Origin of the sequence: Kribbella yunnanensis (assembly GCF_039529655.1) — a bacterium.
GTDB lineage: Bacteria > Actinomycetota > Actinomycetes > Propionibacteriales > Kribbellaceae > Kribbella > Kribbella yunnanensis.
This window is the reverse complement of the sequence record NZ_BAAANF010000005.1, coordinates 44,385-65,378: the sequence shown is the minus strand read 5'-3', so window position 1 is coordinate 65,378 and position 20,994 is coordinate 44,385. Positions and strand designations below refer to the sequence as shown.

Below are 20,994 nucleotides of genomic sequence, written 5' to 3'. Positions count from 1 at the left end.
ACGACCTGGGAGTTTTCGTGTCAACAACCCTGACCGCCCGTTCGTGGGCTGTCCTGTTCGTGCTCTGCGGCGCGATCTTCCTGGAGGGCATCGACGTCTCGATGATGGGTGTCGCACTGCCCTCGATCCGCGCCGAACTCGGCCTCAGCACCGGCGAACTGCAGTGGGTCGTCAGCGCCTACGCCCTCAGCTACGGCGGCTTCGTACTCCTCGGCGGCCGCGCCGCGGACCTGCTCGGACGGCGCCGGATGTTCGTCGGCTGGCTGGTCGTGTTCCTGCTGTTCAGCGGTCTCGGCGGGTTCGCGACCGAAGGCTGGGTGCTGATCCTGGCCCGCTTCGCCACCGGCGTCGCGGCGGCGTTCATGACACCGGCCGGCCTGTCGATCATCACGACCACCTACCCGGAGGGCCCGCAACGGAACAAGGCCCTGCTCGTGTACGCCGGTACGGCGGCCGGCGGCTTCTCGCTCGGCATGGTCACCGGCGGACTGCTCACCACCATCGACTGGCGCTGGGTCTTCTTCGCGCCGGTCCTGGTTTCGGCAGTCATCCTGGCCGCAGCGATCGCCCTGATCCCGCGGGACGCCGAACGGCCTGACCAGCGCGGCGGATTCGATCTGCTCGGCGCCTTCACCCTGACCGGCGCAATGCTGCTCCTCGTCGCCACCGTCGTCCGCGCACCCGACGTGTCCCTCACGCAGTCCCTGGTGACCGCAGCAGCCGGTACGGCGTTGCTCGCCGCCTTCGTCGCGGTCGAGAAGCGAGTGGCCAGCCCGCTGATCCGGCTCGGCCTATTGCGGAACCCCGCGCTGATCCGGGCGAACCTCGGCGCGATCCTGCTGGTCGGGGCGTTCGTCGGGTTCCAGTTCGTCGCGGTGCTGTACCTGCAGGAGCTGCGCGGCTGGTCGGAGTGGAAGACCGGCCTGGCGCTGATGGTGATCGGCATCGACGCCGTACTGGCGCCGACCCTGACGCCCTGGCTGGTGAACCGCTTCGGCAACGGCAAGGTGGTGTTCGGCGGCTTCGCGCTCGCCATCCTCGGCTACGCCGCCTTCCTGCCCCTCGGTACGACGTTCGCCGCGATGCTGCCGACGTTCCTGCTGCTCGGTCTCGGGTTCGCGCTGGCGTACGGGCCGTTGACGATCGCAGCCACCGACCGGGTCGCCGAAGACGAGCAAGGGCTGGCCAGTGGCGTGCTGACCACCTCGTTCCAGTTCGGGGCCGCACTCGGGCTCGCCGTGGTGGCCGCCGTACTGGCTGCGGCGGACGAGTTGACGATCGATGCCTTCCGCAACGGTCTGCTGGTACCGCTGATCGCGGCCGGGCTCGGGGCGCTGATCGCGCTCGGCGGATTGCGGCCAGCAGTGCGTAATCGAATGGCCGCACAGGGTTAGCAGGAAGTCCGACATTTCCAGCTGCTTCGAAACGTCGGCCGAGCGCCCGAATCGTTATTGGTAAATCCGTGCAAACATTCTTGACAGGTCATTACCAAGGGCGGATAAGCATCCGGTGAGACCGCTCTGACCAGGGGATTCGTAGGGTTTCCCTACTCTGCGTCAAGGCTCTGTAAAGGTCCCTGCGAAAGTGTTCCTGCGGAGGCAGCGATGAGGTGTTCTTTTCTCAGCACCGGACAAAGCCGTCCGGGGCGCCGACCGAGACTGCCGAAGGACCGCTGATGACCGAGACGCTGGAAACCCCCACCGCGCACTTCCGGGTGCGGGTTTGGTTCGGCGCTCACCCGATCGCGGACCACACCGCCACAGCGGAGCAGGCAGCGCAGTACGAGGAAGCCATGCAGCGGCGCTTCGCCTCCCTCCGGGTGACGAGCGAGCCGGTGCCGGCGGACGTTGTGGCAGGGCCGGGTCAATGACGACCCGGCCGACGCTGCTCGGATATGTGCGGGCCGACGCGCTGAGTTGCGCGGAGGAGCTGGCCGCGGCGACGGATTCCCTCGCCGCCTTCGCCAGCGCCGAGGGATTCACCCTCGGCACGGTCTACACCGAGCGCGACACGGCCGAATCCGCGGCATTCCACGCACTGCTCGAGGAGGTGAAGCGGTCCGACGTTCGGGCAGTTGTCGTGCCCGCGATGAACCACCTCGGATCGGTCGGCACCCCGGCTGCCTTACGGCAGCACCTCGAGTTCCACCAGGCGCAGGTCTGGGCTGTGAACTCGGCGCCTGAACTAAAAAGATAGAGAACTCAACACAGACAAGCGGAGCTGACGTCTTGACCCCTGCATCGGCGTCGGTTCCGCTCTCCACCTCCACAGCTGCACCGGGAATGCCCGGGCGGTAGTGGACCACCAAGGCCCCACCGGCTGCTACCGGTGGGGCCTTGTCGATGCTCTAGGCAACGATTTTGTACCCGAACCGCTTCATCTGAGCAGCGACCCCGGGATCGAATTGACCCGTGTTCCGGAGCTGATAGTGAGCCTCGATCTTGCGCATCATCCGCCGGAAGTGCACGTGCCACGCCACTCCCCGCGGCGGCGCCAGCTCGGCGTTGACCAGCGCGCCCACCTTCGGATGCGCCGCCCATGCCAGCACCTTGAGCCGGTCCGCGCCCCACGCGCCGGTCATCACGTCGTGCGTCGCGGCATAGCGCATCGCGGCCAGCGAGATGATCGAGTCGGGCTCGGGCAGCGGAGGCGTCCGCGACTTCTGGTACAGCTCCCACGTCATCCAGTAGTACCCGGGCGGGCCGTCGTCCTTGCCCCGGTTCTTCAGACCGTTGCGTTTCTGGTGGTAGTCCGCGACCTGCCGTGCCGCGCTCGCCGACAGATCTTTGTCAGCGACCGCGATCGCGTGCACGTGGAACGGCCAGCTGCCTTGGGACGGCGTCCGCAGCCAGGCCGCGAATCCGACCTGGCGGAGCGCCTTCACGACCGCGACCCGCGATGCGGGAGCCAATCGCCGTACGTCGATGTCGACCGCACCACCGCCGTCATGGGTGCCGGCCGAAGCCCCGACACCGCCCTTGTTGTACGACCCCTGCAGGATCGCCATCCTCGAGTGGAGCAGTTTCTCGGCGGCCTCGACCATCGCCACCGTTCGCTTGTTCATGGACTTGCCTCGCCAGGTCACCCGGACCTCGTGGGACATGCCTGTTCCTTCCCCAGGGCGTCCCGCAACCTCCCCTGGGCGGCGGAATCGCCGTCAGCGTAAGCGCCGGACGGCGCACCCTCAATGGCCGCCCGGGCCGGAAAAGGTTCGATGCACGTCAAGTTTTCTGAGCTTCCCGCGTGCGTCGAGGTGTGCTCGCGGCCGGAGTGGGGTACCACTAGGGGCGTCCCGCGGTTCAGTCAGTGTCATTCGGGCATGGGTGAGACTCACCGAGCCGCGAGTTCTCCCACTGAGGGGCGGGAGAACGACCGGCCCCGGCGGGCGCATCCCAGGTGCGCCCGCCGAGCTCGGATCCGGGCTTGAAGAACTACAGGGCAGACGCCACGAACAGGTACCGGTTCAGGCTGAAGAAGTAGCCGGAGCCGAGACCACGCAGGTCGTCCGCCCACGCCTTCGCTTCCACGTCGGTGACCTTGTCCCGGCCGGGCACGAACCCGGCGACGATGTCGATCAGCCCCGCGCTGTACGACCGTTCGTCGTACCGGGCGTTGAGCAGCGGCACCGCCTGCAGGTGGGTGACCGTGAACCCGGCCTTCGTCAGTACGTCGTCGAACGTGCGCGGCAGATGCGGATCCGCGAGGTGCTGCTCGAACGCGGTCAGCACCCGCCGCATCCGCTCGTCGTCACTCGACCGCCAGACCAGCGAATCCCAGTCGGTGTCGAGCAGCACGACACGCCCGCCCGGGCGGAGCACCCGCCGTACCTCCTCGAGTGCGCCGGCCACGTCCTCGATGTACTCGAAGACCTGGGTGGACACGACCACGTCGAAACTCTCCGCCGCATGCGGGATCCGCCCGGCCGACGCGAGCTCGAGCTCGATCGTCGGCCCGCCCGCGACCTCGGCCCGGGTCGCGGCGATCGCCAGCATGCTCTCGCTGATGTCGATCCCGCAGATCCGCCCGTCCGGCCCGACCTCGGCGGCCATCTCCGCCGCCAGCAGTCCCGGCCCGACCCCGATGTCCAGCACGCGGTCCCCCGGCCGCAACGCCAGCGCCGCGCGCACCACTCGGCGTTGCTCCACCACATCAGCAGAGGTATAGACCGCCTCCACCTGCTGCGAGACTCCCAGATCGAACTGCAAAAAACTCACTCCCCCTACCGAGGCCTGCCCCCTACTCTGCACCCATGATCGACGTCCCGGACGGCTTTCGGCAGATGCCACGGTGGTGGCATGACGGCACAACCTGGCTGGACGCGCTCCCAAACCTCGTGAAAGCCCAATGCACCGCCTGGAACCTGGAACCGGACGGCCCGCTCGCCTGGGGTTCGAACGCGCTCGTCATCCCCGTGCGGCGCGGCGCCGACGAGTTCGTCCTCCGGATGACACCGCCCGGGCCCGGGACCGATGAGCACGTGCAGGCGCTGCGCTGGTGGGACGGCCGCGGGATGGTCCTCCTGTACGACGCCGATCCGGCCGCCGGCGCGATGTTGCTGGAGCGACTGAAGACGCCGCTCGCGACTCGACCGCTGGACGAGGCGATGGCGGTACTCGGCCGGATGATGCGGCGACTCGCCGTATCGCCGCGGCCCGAGGCTCTGTCCACCGGCGAGATCGTCCGCCAGCGGTCAGCCGAGCTGGAGAAGCAGTGGGAGGGGCTCGGGCGCCCGTTCGACGTCAGCTTCCTCCGTACGGCGTTGGAGATCGCGCCGGAGCTGACTGAGCCGGCCACGGACCTCTCGGTCAACGGGGATCTGCACGTCCACCAGGTGCTGGCGGGCGAGCGTGAAGCGTGGGTGACGGTCGATCCGCTGCTCTATCGCGGCGACATCGAGTTCGACCTCGGCCGGGTGCTGTGGATGCAACTCGACGAGATGGCCGAGATCCCGCCGTACTTCGACCTTGTCGTCCAAGAGGCGGGCCTGGTCCGGGACCGGGCCCGCCACTGGACGGTCTTCCGTGCAGTCGACTACTGGCTCTGGGGCCTAGGCGACGGCCTCACCGAAGACCCCGTCCGCTGCGAACGGCTGCTCAAGTCCCTGCTCTAGCGATCTGCCGATGGACAGGACGTATAGATCCACTGCCGTGCGCCACCCCGCTCACGACTGCCGGCAGGGTGACCCAGCGGGCGTATACGTCCTGTTCTTCGGAGGATGATCAGCGGCAGGCGTTCCCGGCCGGCAGCTTGCCGGTGAGGAAGTACGTCGTGATGTTGGTGCGGGCGCATTCGGAGTTGAGGTAGGCCGTGTGGCCGTGGGCCTCGGCGATGAACAGGTGGCTGTTGTCGATCTGACGGGCTAGACCTCGGGCGCCTGAGACCGGGGTGGACGGGTCGTTGGTCGACGAGGCGATCAGGATCGGCGGTGCGCCGTGGACCGGAGTGCGCTGCCACGGGTTGCTCGGCGGGATCGGCCAGCCGGAGCAGGCGGCGGCCATGACCCAGCCCTCGACGGCTGCACCGACGCGCGGGGCGACGGCCTTTGCGAGGGCCAGCCGGGCGCGGGCGTCGGCGTACCCCTTGAGTTCGCCGGGCAGGTCCATGCAGGAGACGGCCGCGTAGGCAGTCTCGGAGTTGTTCAGGTAGCTGGTGGCGAAACCGGATCCGTCGCCCTTGGTCGCCTTGGCGAGGGCGCTTGCGAGTGCGGTCCAGTCCGCGCCGAACATTGCGAGCTTCGGCAGTAGTGCGGGCAGTGACATCCGCATCACGTCACCCGTGACGGGCCCGAACGAACTGGTCAGCGGGGTCTTGTCGGCCTTCGCGACCGTCTTGTCCCAGAGTGCGCCGACGTCCTGACCGTGCAGCTCACAGGCGGCGTCCGTGGCACACCAGTCGATGAACGCGTTGAACTCGCTCTCCATCGACTTGGCTTCCTCGAGCATGAACCGGCGCGAACCCTGTGAGTGGTCGATGATCCCGTCGAGCAGCATCCGGTCGACCCGGTGCGGGAACATCTGCGCGTACATCGTGCCGAGGAACGACCCGTACGACATCCCGAAGAAGCTGAGTTTGCGCTCCCCCAGCGCAGCCCGGATCGCGTCGATGTCGCGCGCCACGGTCCGGGTGTCCAGGTTCCGCATCAGGTCGCCGTGCTGCTTCAGGCACTGCTCACCGGTAGCGCGGCTGGCCGCGACCATCGCGTCGTACTGCGCCTGGTTCTTCGGGAACACCGGTACGCCGGGGCGCAGTACCGGGCCGCAGTTCAGCTGACTGCTCTGCCCGGTACCGCGGGGGTCGAAGCTGACCAGGTCGTAGTTGTCCCGCAGCGGACCGAGGAACGCGTCGGCCAGCCCGGCCTCGAAGATCGACCCACCGGCACCGCCCGGGCCGCCCGGATTGAAGACGAGCGACCCGCGCTTGTGCGCCTGGTCCTTGGCCGGCACCTTCACGACGAAGACGTTCGTCGTCGGCCCGGACGGCTTCGACCAGTTCAGCGGCACCTTCAGCGTCGCGCACTGCTCGACCGCGCCCGGCTTGCACTCCTTCCACTGCAGCCCCACCGCGGCCGCCGTACCCGCCGGAATCAACCCGGCGAGCAGCACCCCTGCACCAAGCACCCCACTCAGCTTTTTCCACATGCCCGCAACCTACGACGCCTCCGGTTCAGTGCTCCGGGGCGAAGTCGTGGAAGCCGATCAGGTGCGTGATGCGCCCGTCGGCGTCGACATGGACGATGTCGGTACCGCCTGCGACCGGCTCCTGACCCTCCGCCTTCAAGTGCCAGGTCCAGCGGCGGTAGATGTGGTGGTCGTCGATCTCGCCGATCCGGACGAAGGACAGCCCGGGGAACATCTGCTGGGCGGCGCCGATCAGCTTGTTGAGCTCGTCGTGGCCGTGCGTCTCGAAGCTCGGGTCGACGAAGGTCGAGGTCTCGGTCCAGGTCGCCGCGATCAGTTCGGCCCGGCGGTCGGCGTCGGGCTCGTTCCAGGTCGCGAAGTACTGGTCGGCGAGAGTCTGCGTGGTCATCGTTTCCTCCTGGTTGGTTCGGATGACCAGAACCTTGCCGCGACGGACGGCGTACGGTCGATGACGTCAGAGGTAATGGCGGTCGCTACACCGATGGCTACTGTCGGGGTATGACAGAGACGTTCCAGCGCCCGGTCGGTGAGTTGCTGCGCGGCTGGCGCGAGCATCGGCGGCTGAGTCAGCTCGATCTCGCGAACCGGGTCGAGGTGTCCACGCGACACGTCAGCTTCGTCGAGACCGGGCGGTCGCAACCGAGCCGCGACATGGTGCTGCGGCTGGCGGAACATCTCGACGTACCGCTGCGGGACCGCAACCAGCTCCTGCTGGCCGGTGGGTACGCACCGATCTACAGCGAGTCGTCGCTGCATTCGCCGGCCATGCTGGCGATCCGGACCACGCTGCGCCGACTACTGGAGGCGCATCAGCCCTACCCGGCCCTCGTGGTCGACCGCTGGTGGAACATCGTCGAGGCCAACGCCGGGATCAAGATCTTCACCGCCGACGTCGACGAAAAGTTGCTCAAGGCACCAATCAACGCACTCCGGCTGACCCTGCACCCGGACGGACTGGCGAGCCGGATCACCAACCTGGCCGACGTTCGCGCCGCCGCACTGGCCAGTCTGCAACGCCAGGTCGTCAGCACCGCCGACCCCGAACTCCAGGACCTGTACGACGAACTTCGCGGGTACGCGGCCGACGATCAGCCGGCGAATCCCGGGCCGGCCGAGGTCGTCGTACCGTTCGAGCTGACCTATCAAGGCGAGCGGCTCTCGCTGCTGACCATGATCGCGACCTTCGGAACCCCGCTCGACGTCACCGTCTCCGAACTGATGATCGAGTCGTTCTATCCGGCGGACGACGCGACCGCCGAACTGTTGCGGAAGCTGGCATAACCGACGGCCCCGCTCCGGCAGCAGGGGGGAGGGTGCCGGAACGGGGCCGCTCGGTGGAGCCGACCGTGAGCAGGTCGACGGATTGCTGGTCACCGGCGAGATGGGGTGGTTCCGCCCACCACCCGCTCGCCGGTGACCGATTCGCCCTACCGGCCTGAGGAGGGGTGGCCGGTCGGGAAGGTGGTCGGGAAGCTCGGCTTCGGAACGCTGGGCTTCGTGGTCGGGAAGGTCGGCTTGGTGGTCGGGATCGACGGCTTACCCTGCGGCTGCTTGCCCGGGTCGATCGTGATCTTGACGCCACCGGAGACCTTGACGGTCGGGGCGGCCGGCTTCGGCACGTCCGGCTTCGGCGCGGGCACCGACGGCTTGCCCGGCTTCGACGGCAGCGACGGAGCGGTGGTCGGGACGCCGTGCACGCAGTCCGGCAGGGTCGGCCTACCCGGCAGGGACGGCTTCGCGGTCGGAACCGGCGGCAGAGTCGGCTTGCCCGGCAGGTTCGGCTTGCTCGGCAGCGACGGCTTCGTCGTCGGGAGCGTGGGCTTGCCCGGCAACGAGGGCTTCGTCGTCGGCAGGGTCGGCTTGCTCGGGAGCGACGGCTTGGTCGTCGGCAGGGTCGGCTTACCCGGCAGCGACGGCTTCGTTGTCGGGAAGGACGGCGTACCGCCCGGAACCGTCGGCTTCGTGGTCGGGAGCGACGGCTTGCCCGGCAGCGACGGCTTGGCCGTCGGGACGGTGGGCTTGCCCGGCAGGTTCGGCTTGGTCGTCGGCAGCGTGGGCTGCTGGTTCGGGTCGATCGTCTTGCTGACCGTCACCACCGGCAGCGTCGGCTTGGCCGGCACGTCCGGCTTCGACGGCACGTCGGGCTTGCCCGGCAGGCAGGTCGGGTCCACCGACGGCTTCGGGACGTCGTTCGGCACCGTTACGGGCGGCGGCTTCGGGCCACCGGCGAACAGGTTCTTGACCGGGGCAGGTCCCCCGACCGCGGCGGACACCGTTGCCACGGTTCCGGCCAGGGCGGTGACGCCCGCCGCGGCCAGACCGCGCCGGACCCACGCGAGGCGCTTGCCGCGCCGCATCAGCTCACCCGCGTTCGGGGTGAACGGCTCCAGGTCGTACTCGAGAGCGCTGCGTACCCGCTGCTCGTCACTCATCAGTTTCCTCCAACTACGCTGTCGATCAGGTCGGGTGCCAGGCGCAACTTGGCCAGCGCCCGGGAGGACGTCGACTTGACGGTCCCGGGAGCCATACCGAGGAGCTCGGCAGTCTCGGCCTCGGAGAGATCCTGCGAGTAGCGCAGCGCGACGACGGCTCTCTCCCGAACAGTCAGACCGGCCAAGGCCGAGAGCACGGCCTCTCTGGTCTGCACCTGCTGGGCGAAGTCCGCTACCGCTCGCTGGTCCCAATCGTTCTCAACCGGATCGCTGGGTACTTCGTTGTTCCAGCGCCGGCGGGCCTGGGTGAGGAACCGGTTGACCAGCACGCGTCGGACATAGCGCACTTGATCGCCGTCCAATCGGTGCCATTTCGGATACGACCGCATCAACGCCTGTTGCACCAGGTCCTCGGCGTTGTGCCGATCGCCGCAGAGCATCTCCGCAAAGCGGAGCAACGGGGTTGACTGGGTCTGCACGAAGCGCTCGAAATCGGCGTCCGCGGTCCGGGTCATCGAATCTCCTCTGCCTCTGTCACACCGGTCCAAACCCCCTGGGTGACCGACTAGGTTCTGTTCTGTCACCAACTCCTTGGAAGAAATTTATTCACAGGCTGTACAGAAGAGAGGTTTCTTTGTCACATTGGATCCTTCGAGCAGTACCTTCACCGCCCCGGAGGTTCCGCGTCATGCGTATCACTCGACCTACGAAGCTCGCAGCCTGTCTCGCGATAGCTCTCACACTCTTGACTATCGGTCTGCCGAGCTCGGCCGCCCCACAGCCCATCAGCAACGCCAGCAACGTCCGGTACGACGGCAGCCGGATCATCCTCGGCGATGCGCCGGCCGCGATCGGTTCGGCCGAGATCAAGCAGCGCTCGGGCCTCGCCGAGCTCACCCCGGTCCGATTCGACGCACCGACATCAGCGGTCGTCGCGAACTACAGCACCGGTACGCCGGACGGTTCGTCGGCAGAGGTCGACGTACGGGCTTGGGTGCACGACCGCTGGTCGGAGTGGACGCCAGCAAGCGCCGGTACGCCGACGGTGCTGCCTGGCGCGAGTGACCAGGTGCAGCTGCGCATCATCGTCAGCGCGCCACCGACCGGCGCGCAGCCGTGGGTCAGGGACGTGACCGTGGCGCCGACCGACAAGGTGGCACCTGGCCGGATGACCGTGCAGGCGGCGCCGCTCAAGTCGCGCGTCTTCGCTACCCGCGAAGGACTCGTCGGCGGTACGACGGCCAACGGGCACGTGATCGTCAGCCGCGATCACTTCGTCGCCCTGCCGTCCCGTCGCGGCCTGGCCGGCAACGGTTCCGGCAACTACTCGGTCAAGGTCTGTACGGCGACGCGGTGCGCCTTCGAGCCGGTGTGGGACGTCGGCCCGTGGAACACCAAGGACGACTACTGGAACCCGAGTGCCACCCGCGAGATGTGGAAGGACCTGCCGCAGGGCAAGCCTGAGGCGCAGGCGGCGTACCAGGACGGGTACAACGGCGGGAAGGACCAGTTCGGCCGCACGGTCGCGAACCCGGCCGGGATCGACCTCGCCGACGGCACCTTCTGGGATGCACTCGGCATGTCGAACAACGGCTTCGTCGACGTCACCTATCTGTGGACCGGTGACGGCGGCCGCGGCACGGTGTCGATCACGTCCGGCTACCTGAACCTCCGCAGCACCTCCAGCTCCACCGGCGCGGTCGTCGGCATGGCCGGCAAGTCCGCGCAGGTCACGGTCGAGTGCCAGACCACCGGCCAGAGCGTCTCCGGTTCACAAGGCACCAGCAACGTCTGGCTCCGCGTCCACCCCGGGATGTATGTAGCCAAGGCGTGGGTCTCGGCCGGAACCTTCGGCGCCTGCTGAGTACGACGAAGCGCCGTACGATCCGCAATCGGTTCGTACGGCGCTTCTTCGTTTCTGGCTGGCTTGGCGCCGATGACTGGGTCGGGACCGGCCTATTTGTCCCGTGACCGGGTCGCGGCCGACCCGTCTTCCTGGCGACCGGGTCGCGACGGGCCTACTTGCCCGGGGACTGGGTTGGGGTCGGCCACGGCGCCTTGGACGGCGTCGGCTGCTTGGTCGGCGTGCGCGGCGGCACACTCGGACTCGGGGTCGGTGCATCGCTCGGCGTTGCCGTCGGGGTCGGGGTCGACGGGTTCGTCGGTCGCTTCGTCGGTGTACGCGGCGGCTCGGCCGGGCTGGGCGTCGGCCCGCCGCTCGGCGTCATCGTCGGGATCGGCGTCGGCTCGCTCGGCGGACCGCTCGGGCTCGGCGTCGCCGTCGGCGGGATTGCCGGGTCGCTCGGCAGTGGCGTCGCGGTGGTCGGCGGGGTCGGTGCATAGCTCGGCGTCGGGGTGGGCGGGGGCGGGTCTCCGCCGCCGCTGCGTGCCATCGCCGTCCCGCCGACTGCCAGCAGCACCACCACTGCGGCGCTCACTCCGCCGAGCACGATCCGAGTCGTCCGCCGCTTCCGGCCTGCTTCGTCCATTAGTTGCCCTCCACCACCTATTCGTCGTTCGGTCGGGCTGAAGGACGCGACCGGGTGCCGAAAAGGTTCTGCTCAGGCAGGACTTCCCGATGTCGACGGTGATGTCGGGAACTTGCTCGGGGTACCGACCGGGGTATTGCTGGGCGTCTTCTGGGGTTTCGGCGGCGGAGTGTTCGGTGTCGGTTCGTCTCCCGGCGTCTGCGTCGGGGTAGGCGTCGGCGCATACGGCGTTGGCGTAGCCGGTGTCGACGGCGTCGGCGTGGCCTTCGGCTTCGGGCTCGGCGTGACCACCGGCGGCGCCGGCGGACCCGCAGGCTCCGGCGCGGCACCCGGCGCTAGCCCGATGAGAATCCCAGCCGTAGCGAGCCCGGCGACACCAACCGCAGCCACGCCGGCCGCCATACCGCGAACCGTCCGTCGCCGCCGCGCCCCCGCGATCACTCGCATCGGATCCAGCGGCGCGACACTGCCGTCCGGAGCCAGCACGGTCCGGAGGTCATCCTCGTTCATCGCGTCACCCCACTCAGTTCCGGCGCAGCTCGCAGTTTGTCGAGCGCCCGGGCATTCGCACTCTTCACCGTGCCGAGCGCGATCCCGAGCACCGCAGCCGTCTCCCGCTCGGTCAGATCCTCGACATACCGCAGTACGACGATCGTTCGCTCCCGACGGCTCAACGTGGCCAGCGCGGCCCCGACTGTCACCCGCCGATCGACCGCCCCGGACTGATCGGAAACCGGTGTGTCGACGAACAGCAGGTCGAGCTCGGCCGTGGCTCCACTCGGCCGCTCGCGCCACGGGCGACGCCGTACCCAGGACAGATGTTGATTGACCACGGCCTGCCGGACGTACGCAAACGGATCGGCGAGCTCGATCCGGTCCCAGCGCAGGTAGGCCTTCTCCAGCGCGTTCTGCACCAGGTCCTCGGCCAGCGTGGCATCGCCACACAGCATCCGGGCGAAGTGCACCAACCGACCGGACCTGGCCAGCACAAACGCAGTGAAGTCGTCGTCACGACCCATTAGCTCTCCGTCCACAGTGGTCACTCCTAAGGACGCGGTCGCGGACGAAAAGGTTCTCCCACCCCCCACCTCTCCGATCCCCGCCCACCCCACCCCATCCCCCCAAAGAGCAGCCCGCCCACCCTTGTGCACGGATCGCATCCTTGTGCACCCACCAACCACCCAAACCCCGCCGAAACGATCGGTGGGTTCTCAAAGTAGGAGTTCGCCCCCAAAGAGCAGCCGCCCCACCCTTGTGCACCGATCGCATCTTTGTGCACCCACCAACCACCCAGAGCCCGCCGAAACGATCGGTGGGTTCTCAAAGTGGGAGTTTGTGCACAAAGAGCAGCGGACCCACCTTTGGGGGCGAAGGGGTGGGGTGGGGCACGAAGGGGTGCGGTGGGGTGGGGTCAGGCGCGGTCGGTGGGGGCGGCGGCGCCGGTTGCGACCGGGTGGGGGTGGGGCTTGGGGGTGGTGAGTGCCGAGAGGTCGGCGGCTAGGCGGACGCGGTTGCGGCCGGCGGCTTTGGCGGCGTACATGGCGCGGTCGGCGCGCAGCAGCAGGTCGTCGACGCTGATGCCGTCGGCGGGGTAAACGGAGACGCCCACCGAGACCGTGAGGTGAAAGGTGTCCGGATCCAGGTCGGGGTCGTCGAGGACACCGGCGCACATCGCGGCCAGGGGACTCGCGGCCACCGCGTTGCGGAGTCGGTCCGCGGTCACCGTGGCCTCGTCGATTCCGGTGTCGGGCAGGGCGATCACGAACTCCTCGCCGCCGAACCGGCCGATCACGTCCTTGGCCCGGATCGCACTGCGCAGGATCGTCGCGACCGCCCGCAGCGCCTCGTCGCCGACCAGGTGACCGTGCCGGTCATTGACCTGCTTGAAGTGGTCGATGTCGATCAGCAGCACGGCCATCTGCTCGCGCTGGGTGCGTGCCCCGCGCAGCATCTCCTCGGTCTGCCGACGCCACCAGTCGACCCGGGTCAGGCTGGTCTTCGGATCGGTCTGCGCCTCGGACTCCAGCTGGCCGAGCAGCAGCGCGCGCTGCGCGGTCAGCGTGATCGGGATCGCCACGAAGGCGAACCACGGGCTGATCAGACAGGCTCCGGCCAGCAGACAGCCGAACATCGCAGCGGTCGCGTCGATACACAGGTCGTCGAGCCCACCGACCGTCTCCTGGCGGCTGCTGCCCGGCAGGATCAGCGAGATGGCCAGACCGCAGAGCAGAGCGTCGGTGGCGACGAAGGTGACTGCGGTCATCACCATCGAGGCAACCAGCGCCAGCTCGCTGCCGCCGAACAGCTCGCGCGCCGAGACGAACACCTCGTGCGCGGCGCCGACGGCGAGCACATGCACCGAGGTCGAGAAGGCCCACCGGTACGGGATGCATTTGCCGGCCCGGATCCGCCACCAGATCCGCAGCAGCACCACGACCAGGATTGCCAGCGCCGGATGCAGGATGATCGCGGCCGCGATCATCCAGGCCGGGGCGAGGTCCTTGTGCAGCGCGCCACCACGCCGGCGGCGGTTCTCCACCCGGCGCGCGCCCTCGACCGCGATCAGGGCCGAGACCGTCAACGCCGCCACCACGTCCAGCCCGCGCCAGCTCGGCAATTCGGTGAACGTCTGGACGCCGTACCCGAGGGCGGCGAAGTCGACGAGCACGACGACAACGAACGCCGGGACCGTCAGGGTCCACAGCGCCCATTTCCGTACCGATCGCCTACTCTGCGCAACCATTACTCCCACGGTACGACGAGTGAGCGTCTCGTCCCAATCCGCGACGGAGCGGCCTGGATGACAATGTGGAAACGATGATCAGTGCCGGCGGATTCAGTCGTTTGATCAATCATCAAACGGAAAAACCTTGATATCACTAGGTTTTCGGCAGACCGGACGGTCTCGAAAAGGTTTCCCGGTTGCCCTCGACCACACCGCAGGATCGGCGGCCGGGTCCGCTGAGCGGACCCGGAGCGCATCCCAGAGTGATTACCGCCGGCGACGGGCAGCGCCGAACAGACCGCGAACGATTTCGCGACCCGCCGTACGGGCGAACTGCTTGAACGCCGACGAACCGATGACCTGCTCGACCATCGACTTCTCCGGCTTCGGCGCCCGGCCGCGGGGTACCGGTTGCTCGTGCTGCTCCTGCTGCTTCGCCTGCTCCTCGGCCTGAGCCTGCTCGGCGCCCGCCTGCACCTTCTTGGCGAGGATCTCGTACGCCGACTCCCGGTCGAGCACCTGCGAGTACTTCGCGTTGTTCGGGGAACCCTGGACCGCCGCGGTCATCTGGTCGGCGGCAGCCGGGGCCATCAGCGACAGCGGTGCGCGCAACCGGGTCCAGGCGACCGGGGTCGGTGCACCCTTCTCGTTCATCACCGTCACGATCGCCTCGCCGATGCCGAGTTGGGTGAGCACCTCACCGAGGTCGTACGCCGAGTTCGGGAACGTGGACACCGTCGCCTTGAGCGCCTTCGCGTCGTTCGGCGTGTGGGCGCGCAGCTGGTGCTGGACCCGCGAACCGAGCTGGGCGAGGACGTCGTCCGGCACGTCCTTCGGGGTCTGGGTCACGAAGAAGACGCCGACACCCTTCGACCGGATCAGCCGGACGGTCTGCGCGATCGAGTCCAGGAACGCCTTCGAGGCGTCGTTGAACAGCAGGTGCGCCTCGTCGAAGAAGAAGACCAGCTTCGGCTTGTCCACGTCGCCGACCTCGGGCAGGTCGTGGAACAGGTCGGCCAGCAGCCACATCAGGAACGTCGAGAACAGCGCCGGCCGGTCCTGCAGGTTCGGCAGCTCGAGCAGCGAGATGACGCCCTTGCCGTCACGCTGCTGCAGCAGATCCGCGGTGTCGAACTCAGGCTCCCCGAAGAACGCCTCGGCACCCTGGTCGGCGAACCCGATCAGCGCCCGCAGGATCACTCCGGCGGTCGCGGCGGACAGCCCACCCAGGTCCTTCAGGTCGGCCTTGCCCTCGTCACTGGCCAGGTGCGTGATGACCGCACGCAGATCCTTCAGGTCGAGCAGCGTCAGACCCTGTTTGTCGGCGTAGTGGAAGATCAGCCCGAGCGACGACTCCTGGACGTCGTTCAGCCCGAGCACCTTCGACAGCAACACCGGCCCGAACGACGTCACGGTCGCCCGGATCGGGATCCCGGTGCCCTGCCCGCCGAGCGCGTAGAACTCGGTCGGGAAACCGGTCGCGGTCCACTCCTGACCGATCGTCTTGGTCCGGGCCAGCAACTTCTCGTTGCTCACGCCCGGCTGCGAGATCCCGGACAGGTCGCCCTTGATGTCCGCGGCGAACACCGCCACCCCGGCCGCCGACAGCTGCTCAGCCATCAGCTGCAGCGTCTTCGTCTTACCGGTACCGGTCGCCCCGGCCACCAGCCCGTGCCGGTTCACCATCGACAACGGGATCCGGACCGCCGCCTCCGGTTTCGGCTCCCCGTCGGCCAGCAGCGCACCGAGCTCGATCGCCGCCCCCTCGAACGCGTATCCCTGCTTGACGGTCTCGACGACGTCGGCTGTCTCGGTCATGGCCGCATGCTATTACCTCACGATCTACAACCTGGGTATGACGTACAACTCATCCAAAAGGTTGATCCTTGGTTCCGGACTGTTCCGGTGACGTTTATGACCTCTCACGCGACCTCTGACAACGCTAGACTTCGGGGGGTGATCTTCAAGCGTGTCGGGGAGGAAAGGCCGTACCCGGACCACGGGCTCAAGCCGAAGGACTGGTCGTCGCTGCCACCACGGCAGGTGCGGCTGGACCAGTTGGTGACGACCAAAGGCACGCTCGACCTCAATGCACTGCTCGACGAGGACTCGACGTTCTACGGCGACCTGTTCGCCCACGTCGTCGAATGGAGGGGTGAGATGTTCCTCGAGGACGGTTTGCACCGCGCGCTGCGAGCGGCACTGCAGCAGCGCCTGGTTCTGCACGCCCGGGTTCTGGTCGTGGACTGATCACGATGACCGCCCTCCACCCCCAGCCGCGCCCCTCGCTGCGTATCCACTGGCGCACGCCCATCACCATGGTCATCCTGCTGTCCATCCTGGTCGGCGGTGCCTGGTGGGGCTGGAACTCACTGATCAACACCAGCGCCGGCCCGACCTGCGTCGACCAGAAGCTCGAGAACAACCGCCTGGTCCCCAAGCAGGTCTCGGTCAACGTCTACAACGGCGGCGCCAAAGCCGGCACCGCCGCCAAGGTCGCCGACCTCCTCAAGAAGCGCGGCTTCCACGTAGCCAAGATCGCCAACGAGCCCAAGGGCGACAAGGTCGACACCGTCGAGATCCGCGGTAACGCCGCCAACTCCCCCGAGCTCCAACTAGTAGCCGGCCAACTGGCCCAAAAGCCGGTCCCCGTAGCCGACGGCCGCGACAGCCACACCGTGGACCTCGTCGTAGGCACCAAATACACCAAACTCAACGCCAAGGGCCCGGCCTCCATCACCGTCCCCGCCGGCACCTCCGTCTGCCTCCCCGTCATCTACACCCCCCAACCCATCCCCAAGGGCCAAAACCCGAACTGATCAGTCGGTCGCCTTCGGGTGCCCGGTCCCGGCATACGTGATCCACACGGTGTTCTTGTCGGTGTCGACCAAGTACCAGATACGCCCACCTCCGGTCACCTCGTACTGCCACTGCTCGAGGCCATCGTCGTACGCAAGCGGCCCCTTCAATCGCAGCCGGCGACTCGTGCGGACGGCCGGTTGCGGTTCACGCCGAATCTCTTCCCAGGCCCTCGCCGTATTGCCGGGCACCTGACGACAGAGCTCCTCCCAGCCCTTCGCCGCCTGCGAGGTATGGAACCTGACCTCCCATTGATCCCGCCCGGCCGGCGGCGCAACGCGGTCGCCACGCTTCGCCGGGGTCACTCGGCCGCCGGACGGGGCACCGGACCGAAGTCGCCTCGATCGGTCGAAGTCAGGATCGCGAGCAGCTCCGGATCGGCGTAGATCTCGGCGGTGTTGCGCCACTCGAGGATCAATTGGAGCACGGGCGCGTTGACCCGGAGATCGGCGCTGGCATCCATGATGTCGACGAGCTCCTGCGCGAAGGACACCCGCGCCTCCGCAGGAAGGAACGCGATCCACGGAAAGACCTGCGGCAGCAGGTCCAGCAGGAATCGCGACCGAGTCATCGGATCGCCCATCACTGCCCGGAGCACCCGAACCGTCAGCACGAGGATCTCGTGGTCCTCGTCCACCTTTGCGATGGTGGTCAGCGCAAGGTCGTCCTCGGAGCCGCGGCGGTGGACGCGCAGGGCTCGGCGACGGGTGTTCTTCAGCTTCTCGACGGTTTCGTTCGGGCGTTGGAGGAGTTCGGAGAAGGTGACCTCTTGGAGATCTGACATAGTTCAAAGGTAGTTCAGAACTCAGGTCCGGACAACTCAGTGGTTCTCGCGGCCTCGTTCGCCGAACCAGCCGGCTAGGCGGCCGGCTCGGGAGATGGCTCGGAGGCGGCGGGCGGTTTGGTCTCGGAGGGGGCTGGGGGCTACGACGAGGAGGGCGTCGCCGGCTCGGAGGACGGTTCGGCGGTCGGGGACGAAGGCTTCGTCGCGGCGGATGATGAGGGAGACCGAGACGCCGGCGGGGAGGCGGAGTTCGCCGATCTCTACGCCGGCCAGGCGGGATTCGCTGGGGACGTGGACCTGGAGCATGTCGGCGTTGAGGGATTCGAGGGGGGCTACGTCGATCTCTACCTCGAAGGCTGCGTTCTCGTCGAGGACGCCCAGTTTGCGGGCGAGCCAGGGCAGGGAGGGGCCTTGGAGGAGGGTGAAGAGGAGGACCAGGACGAAGACGATGTCGAAGATCCTGGTGGCTTGAGGGACCTGTTCGGCCAGGGGGATGGTGGCCAGGACGATGGGGACCGCGCCGCGGAGGCCGGCCCAGGAGATGAAGGCTTGTTCTTGCCAGGGCACCTTGAACGGGGTGGCCGAGACGACGACCGCTAGCAGGCGGCCGATGACTGTGACGGCGATTCCGATCACGAGGGCGACCAGGACGTCGTTCAGGCTGATGCGGCCGGGTGAGGCGAGCAGGCCAAGCATGACGAACAGGCCGATCTGGGCCAGCCAGGCCAGGCCGTCGACGAAGGAGCGGGTGGCCATCCGGTGCGGGAGTTCGGCTTTGCCGAGGACCAGCGAGGTCACGTAGACGGCGGCGAACCCCGACACGTGGAGCAGGACGGTGCCACCGGCGTACGAGATGATCGCGAGCGAGACGACGGCGAGCGGGTACAGGCCGGCGGAGCCGAGGGCGACGCGGCGGATCAGGCCGACGCTGATCCAGCCGATGACGAACCCGAACAGCGCGCCGACCACCAACTCGTAGAAGACCAGGCCGGTGAAGTACAGCCAGCCGTGCTCGCTCGTGGCACCCGTGCTGACCAAGGTGACGAGGAGGACGGTCGGGGCGTCGTTCAGGCCGGATTCGGCCTCTAGAGCGCCGCGCAACCGCGGTCTGATCGGAACCCGCCGCAGTACCGAGAACACCGCCGCCGCATCGGTCGGCGACGTCACAGCACCGATCAGTACGGCGATCTGCCAGTCCAGCCCGAGAATGTAGTGCGCGATGCTGGCCACCACGCCAACGCTGATCGCGACCCCGACCGTGGCGAGCACGAGCCCGAGTGGCATCACCGGGCGGACTTCGTTCCAGCGAGTCGTCAGACCGCCCTCGGTCAGGATGATGACCAGCGCCGCGAACCCCAGCGCATGCGCGATCTGAGCGTCTTCGAAGTGAATGTGCCCCGGCCCGGACTCGCCGAGCAGCAGACCCATCCCGAGATAGATGAGCAGCGAGGGGAGGCCCAATCGCCCGGACAGGCGCACAGCGACCACCGCGACCAGCAGCACCACGGCTCCGGCCAACAAGATCTGGTCGAGCTCTGCCACGTTCACGCTGGGGGCCTTTCCGCCGAACTCAGGTCCCGAGAGAACGAAAACCCTGACGCATCACACGGCATCAGGGTCTTCGGTCCTTCTTCCACCCCGGAGGGCGGTTGGCGGTGGCGGAGGGATTTGAACCCTCGGACGGGGGGTACCCGTCACGCGCTTTCGAGGCGCGCTCCTTCGGCCGCTCGGACACGCCACCGCCGCAGAGGCTATCAAGACCTGTGCCCGGAAAAGAAATCGCGGAGCCGTGCACCAGCCACATCGGCCATCACGCCGCCGAACACCTCGGGCCGATGGTTCAGCCTGCGGTCCCGGACCACGTCCCACAACGACCCCACGGCACCCGCCTTCTCGTCGTACGCGGCGAAGATCAGGCGCTCGACCCGGGACAGCACGATCGCGCCCGCGCACATCGTGCAGGGCTCGAGGGTGACCACCAGCGTGCACCCGGTCAGCCGCCACTCGCCGACGTGCCGGGCGGCCGCGCGCAGCGCCAGCACCTCGGCGTGCGCGGTCGGGTCCCCGGTGGTCTCGCGCTCGTTGTGCCCGCGGCCGATCACCTCCCCTGAGGCGTCAACCACGACAGCACCGATCGGTACGTCGGGCAGCGCGAGCTCAGCCTCATCGAGGGCCACCGCCATCAGCCGGGACCACTCGCGCTGCAGTGCCGGGCTAACCAAGAGCTTCGATCGCCTCGTGGAACTGGTTGCCGAATCCCAGCGTCTCGGCGATCTCCTCGAGCATCTCCTCGGGGTAGAGGTCGACGTCGTCGCAGAGCGCGCCGAGGTCCATCGCGCTCATCCCGAGATCGGCGATGATCGCCAGGTCACCGGCCGGAACCTGCTCGTCGTCGTCATCGGCGAGCGGGATGTCCAGCTCGTCGACGACCTGCCGGGCCAGCGGCCATTCGGTGGCCGCGGTGACATCGGAGATCAGCAGCCGGGCCCGGCCACCGACCAGCCGGAGCAGGATGAAGAAGTCCTCGTCGACCGAGATCATCCCCAGTACGCCGGCCTCACCGGGGTACCGGCGCAGTCCCGACACCACCGCGGACAGGTCGGGCTCCCCGCGCAGCACCAGCGGGGTGACGGTCCACGCGCCGTCCTCGGTGTAGGCAGCAACAGCGAAGTCGAGATCGGTCATGATTGGTCCTGCTGTGGCGTCGGACACGCTGTCATGGTGACAGACTCCCGAGGTCGGTGGGAGAAATATCTGCGAACACCCGGACACCCGGGCCATCACAATTACGTCTCGCGCCGCGTCCTGAGCGCGAACACGGGCCGGTCAGGGCAGTTGTGATGGGGTCTAGGTCCGGCACCTAGTGGTGGTACGTCGCTCTCCGCATCGCCTCGCGGAGTCGCCGGACGCGGGCGCGCCGGGGCGCGATCCGGTCCCGCAGGGCCTTCGCCTCCTCGAGCTCCCGCAGGAACTCGGCCCGGCGATGCAGCCGGTCCAGATCACGGCGCGGCACCACCAGCCGCGGCCGGGGCGGCTCGGACGATTCAGCATTCTCAGTCATCGGCAC

Annotated in this window: 25 protein-coding genes and 1 tRNA gene; 9 read left to right on the top strand and 17 right to left on the bottom strand. The window is 68.0% G+C overall.

The genetic code is table 11. From position 1 onward, the window contains the following. Positions 1 to 17: 17 nt before the first annotated feature. The 3 genes from ABD231_RS09025 (at position 18) to ABD231_RS09015 (ending at position 2,196) form a co-directional block, all read left to right on the top strand. On the top strand, positions 18 to 1,394 hold the full coding sequence (locus tag ABD231_RS09025; RefSeq protein ID WP_344148002.1) for an MFS transporter: 1,377 nt from the start codon (positions 18 to 20) through the stop codon (positions 1,392 to 1,394). 281 nt (positions 1,395 to 1,675) lie between these two features. After that, complete coding sequence (locus ABD231_RS09020) at positions 1,676 to 1,870, top strand: hypothetical protein (protein WP_344147995.1); 195 nt, start codon at positions 1,676 to 1,678, stop codon at positions 1,868 to 1,870. After that, on the top strand, positions 1,867 to 2,196 hold the full coding sequence (locus ABD231_RS09015; protein ID WP_344147992.1) for a serine integrase family protein: 330 nt from the start codon (positions 1,867 to 1,869) through the stop codon (positions 2,194 to 2,196). The genes ABD231_RS09020 and ABD231_RS09015 overlap by 4 nt, the downstream gene beginning before the upstream one ends. 151 nt (positions 2,197 to 2,347) lie before the next feature. Here the strand turns inward: ABD231_RS09015 and ABD231_RS09010 are convergent, their stop codons facing one another. Both ABD231_RS09010 and ABD231_RS09005 read right to left on the bottom strand, forming a co-directional pair. Then, the gene (locus tag ABD231_RS09010; RefSeq protein ID WP_344147989.1) at positions 2,348 to 3,103 is read right to left on the bottom strand and encodes a hypothetical protein; all 756 of its coding nucleotides are present in this window, start codon (positions 3,101 to 3,103) and stop codon (positions 2,348 to 2,350) included. 328 nt (positions 3,104 to 3,431) lie between these two features. After that, positions 3,432 to 4,214, bottom strand: coding sequence for a methyltransferase domain-containing protein (locus ABD231_RS09005; RefSeq protein WP_344147986.1), 783 nt, complete (start codon positions 4,212 to 4,214; stop codon positions 3,432 to 3,434). Between the two features lie 35 nt (positions 4,215 to 4,249). Between ABD231_RS09005 and ABD231_RS09000 the strand changes: the two genes are divergently transcribed. Then, on the top strand, positions 4,250 to 5,110 hold the full coding sequence (locus ABD231_RS09000; protein WP_344147983.1) for an aminoglycoside phosphotransferase family protein: 861 nt from the start codon (positions 4,250 to 4,252) through the stop codon (positions 5,108 to 5,110). Between the two features lie 109 nt (positions 5,111 to 5,219). Here the strand turns inward: ABD231_RS09000 and ABD231_RS08995 are convergent, their stop codons facing one another. Together ABD231_RS08995 and ABD231_RS08990 are read right to left on the bottom strand one after the other, a co-directional pair. Beyond that, positions 5,220 to 6,638 carry an alpha/beta hydrolase gene (locus tag ABD231_RS08995; protein WP_344147980.1) on the bottom strand — a complete coding sequence of 473 codons (1,419 nt, stop codon included), beginning with the start codon at positions 6,636 to 6,638 and terminating at the stop codon, positions 5,220 to 5,222. Between the two features lie 25 nt (positions 6,639 to 6,663). Next, the gene (locus tag ABD231_RS08990; protein ID WP_344147977.1) at positions 6,664 to 7,026 is read right to left on the bottom strand and encodes a nuclear transport factor 2 family protein; all 363 of its coding nucleotides are present in this window, start codon (positions 7,024 to 7,026) and stop codon (positions 6,664 to 6,666) included. A 110-nt stretch (positions 7,027 to 7,136) separates the two neighbouring features. On the opposite strand from ABD231_RS08990, the gene ABD231_RS08985 reads away from it, so the two are divergent. Beyond that, positions 7,137 to 7,919 carry a helix-turn-helix domain-containing protein gene (locus ABD231_RS08985; RefSeq protein ID WP_344147974.1) on the top strand — a complete coding sequence of 261 codons (783 nt, stop codon included), beginning with the start codon at positions 7,137 to 7,139 and terminating at the stop codon, positions 7,917 to 7,919. 146 nt (positions 7,920 to 8,065) lie between these two features. Here the strand turns inward: ABD231_RS08985 and ABD231_RS08980 are convergent, their stop codons facing one another. Both ABD231_RS08980 and ABD231_RS08975 read right to left on the bottom strand, forming a co-directional pair. Continuing rightward, positions 8,066 to 9,070 carry a hypothetical protein gene (locus ABD231_RS08980; RefSeq protein ID WP_344147971.1) on the bottom strand — a complete coding sequence of 335 codons (1,005 nt, stop codon included), beginning with the start codon at positions 9,068 to 9,070 and terminating at the stop codon, positions 8,066 to 8,068. Next, positions 9,070 to 9,585, bottom strand: a complete 516-nt coding sequence (locus tag ABD231_RS08975) for a SigE family RNA polymerase sigma factor (RefSeq protein ID WP_344147968.1) — start codon at positions 9,583 to 9,585, stop codon at positions 9,070 to 9,072. The genes ABD231_RS08980 and ABD231_RS08975 overlap by 1 nt, the downstream gene beginning before the upstream one ends. Positions 9,586 to 9,758: 173 nt before the next feature. Here ABD231_RS08975 and ABD231_RS08970 point away from each other — a divergent pair, with 173 nt between their 5' ends. Together ABD231_RS08970 and ABD231_RS08965 are read left to right on the top strand one after the other, a co-directional pair. Then, on the top strand, positions 9,759 to 10,934 hold the full coding sequence (locus ABD231_RS08970; RefSeq protein ID WP_344147966.1) for a hypothetical protein: 1,176 nt from the start codon (positions 9,759 to 9,761) through the stop codon (positions 10,932 to 10,934). A gap of 158 nt (positions 10,935 to 11,092) precedes the next feature. Further along, complete coding sequence (locus tag ABD231_RS08965) at positions 11,093 to 11,413, top strand: hypothetical protein (protein ID WP_344147964.1); 321 nt, start codon at positions 11,093 to 11,095, stop codon at positions 11,411 to 11,413. Positions 11,414 to 11,631: 218 nt separating this feature from the next. Here the strand turns inward: ABD231_RS08965 and ABD231_RS08960 are convergent, their stop codons facing one another. The 4 genes from ABD231_RS08960 to ABD231_RS08945 form a co-directional block, all read right to left on the bottom strand. After that, complete coding sequence (locus tag ABD231_RS08960; protein WP_344147962.1) at positions 11,632 to 12,069, bottom strand: hypothetical protein; 438 nt, start codon at positions 12,067 to 12,069, stop codon at positions 11,632 to 11,634. Continuing rightward, positions 12,066 to 12,593, bottom strand: coding sequence for a SigE family RNA polymerase sigma factor (locus ABD231_RS08955; RefSeq protein WP_344147960.1), 528 nt, complete (start codon positions 12,591 to 12,593; stop codon positions 12,066 to 12,068). The genes ABD231_RS08960 and ABD231_RS08955 overlap by 4 nt, the downstream gene beginning before the upstream one ends. A 377-nt stretch (positions 12,594 to 12,970) precedes the next feature. Next, positions 12,971 to 14,302, bottom strand: coding sequence for a GGDEF domain-containing protein (locus ABD231_RS08950; protein WP_344147957.1), 1,332 nt, complete (start codon positions 14,300 to 14,302; stop codon positions 12,971 to 12,973). Between the two features lie 249 nt (positions 14,303 to 14,551). Continuing rightward, positions 14,552 to 16,102: a helicase HerA-like domain-containing protein gene (locus tag ABD231_RS08945; RefSeq protein ID WP_344147954.1), complete on the bottom strand. Its 1,551-nt coding sequence runs from the start codon at positions 16,100 to 16,102 to the stop codon at positions 14,552 to 14,554. Positions 16,103 to 16,240: 138 nt separating this feature from the next. On the opposite strand from ABD231_RS08945, the gene ABD231_RS08940 reads away from it, so the two are divergent. Together ABD231_RS08940 and ABD231_RS08935 are read left to right on the top strand one after the other, a co-directional pair. Continuing rightward, complete coding sequence (locus ABD231_RS08940; RefSeq protein ID WP_344147951.1) at positions 16,241 to 16,534, top strand: type II toxin-antitoxin system VapB family antitoxin; 294 nt, start codon at positions 16,241 to 16,243, stop codon at positions 16,532 to 16,534. Between the two features lie 5 nt (positions 16,535 to 16,539). Continuing rightward, entirely contained in the window at positions 16,540 to 17,103 is a 564-nt protein-coding gene (locus tag ABD231_RS08935; protein ID WP_344147948.1) for a LytR C-terminal domain-containing protein, read from the top strand. Here ABD231_RS08935 and ABD231_RS08930 read toward each other — a convergent pair whose 3' ends face one another. From ABD231_RS08930 to ABD231_RS08900, 7 genes are all read right to left on the bottom strand, one after another. Then, positions 17,104 to 17,448 carry a hypothetical protein gene (locus tag ABD231_RS08930; protein ID WP_344147945.1) on the bottom strand — a complete coding sequence of 115 codons (345 nt, stop codon included), beginning with the start codon at positions 17,446 to 17,448 and terminating at the stop codon, positions 17,104 to 17,106. Beyond that, positions 17,445 to 17,927, bottom strand: a complete 483-nt coding sequence (locus ABD231_RS08925) for a hypothetical protein (protein ID WP_344147942.1) — start codon at positions 17,925 to 17,927, stop codon at positions 17,445 to 17,447. Before ABD231_RS08925 ends, ABD231_RS08930 begins: the two co-directional genes overlap by 4 nt. Positions 17,928 to 17,963: 36 nt before the next feature. Beyond that, positions 17,964 to 19,475, bottom strand: a complete 1,512-nt coding sequence (locus ABD231_RS08920; RefSeq protein WP_344147939.1) for a potassium/proton antiporter — start codon at positions 19,473 to 19,475, stop codon at positions 17,964 to 17,966. Positions 19,476 to 19,577: 102 nt separating this feature from the next. Further along, positions 19,578 to 19,668: transfer RNA gene (locus ABD231_RS08915), tRNA-Ser, on the bottom strand. Between the two features lie 13 nt (positions 19,669 to 19,681). Beyond that, positions 19,682 to 20,110, bottom strand: coding sequence for a nucleoside deaminase (locus tag ABD231_RS08910; protein ID WP_344148307.1), 429 nt, complete (start codon positions 20,108 to 20,110; stop codon positions 19,682 to 19,684). 31 nt (positions 20,111 to 20,141) lie between these two features. Beyond that, positions 20,142 to 20,612: a tRNA adenosine deaminase-associated protein gene (locus ABD231_RS08905; protein ID WP_344147936.1), complete on the bottom strand. Its 471-nt coding sequence runs from the start codon at positions 20,610 to 20,612 to the stop codon at positions 20,142 to 20,144. Positions 20,613 to 20,787: 175 nt separating this feature from the next. Next, complete coding sequence (locus ABD231_RS08900) at positions 20,788 to 20,988, bottom strand: hypothetical protein (RefSeq protein WP_344147933.1); 201 nt, start codon at positions 20,986 to 20,988, stop codon at positions 20,788 to 20,790. Positions 20,989 to 20,994: the final 6 nt, after the last annotated feature.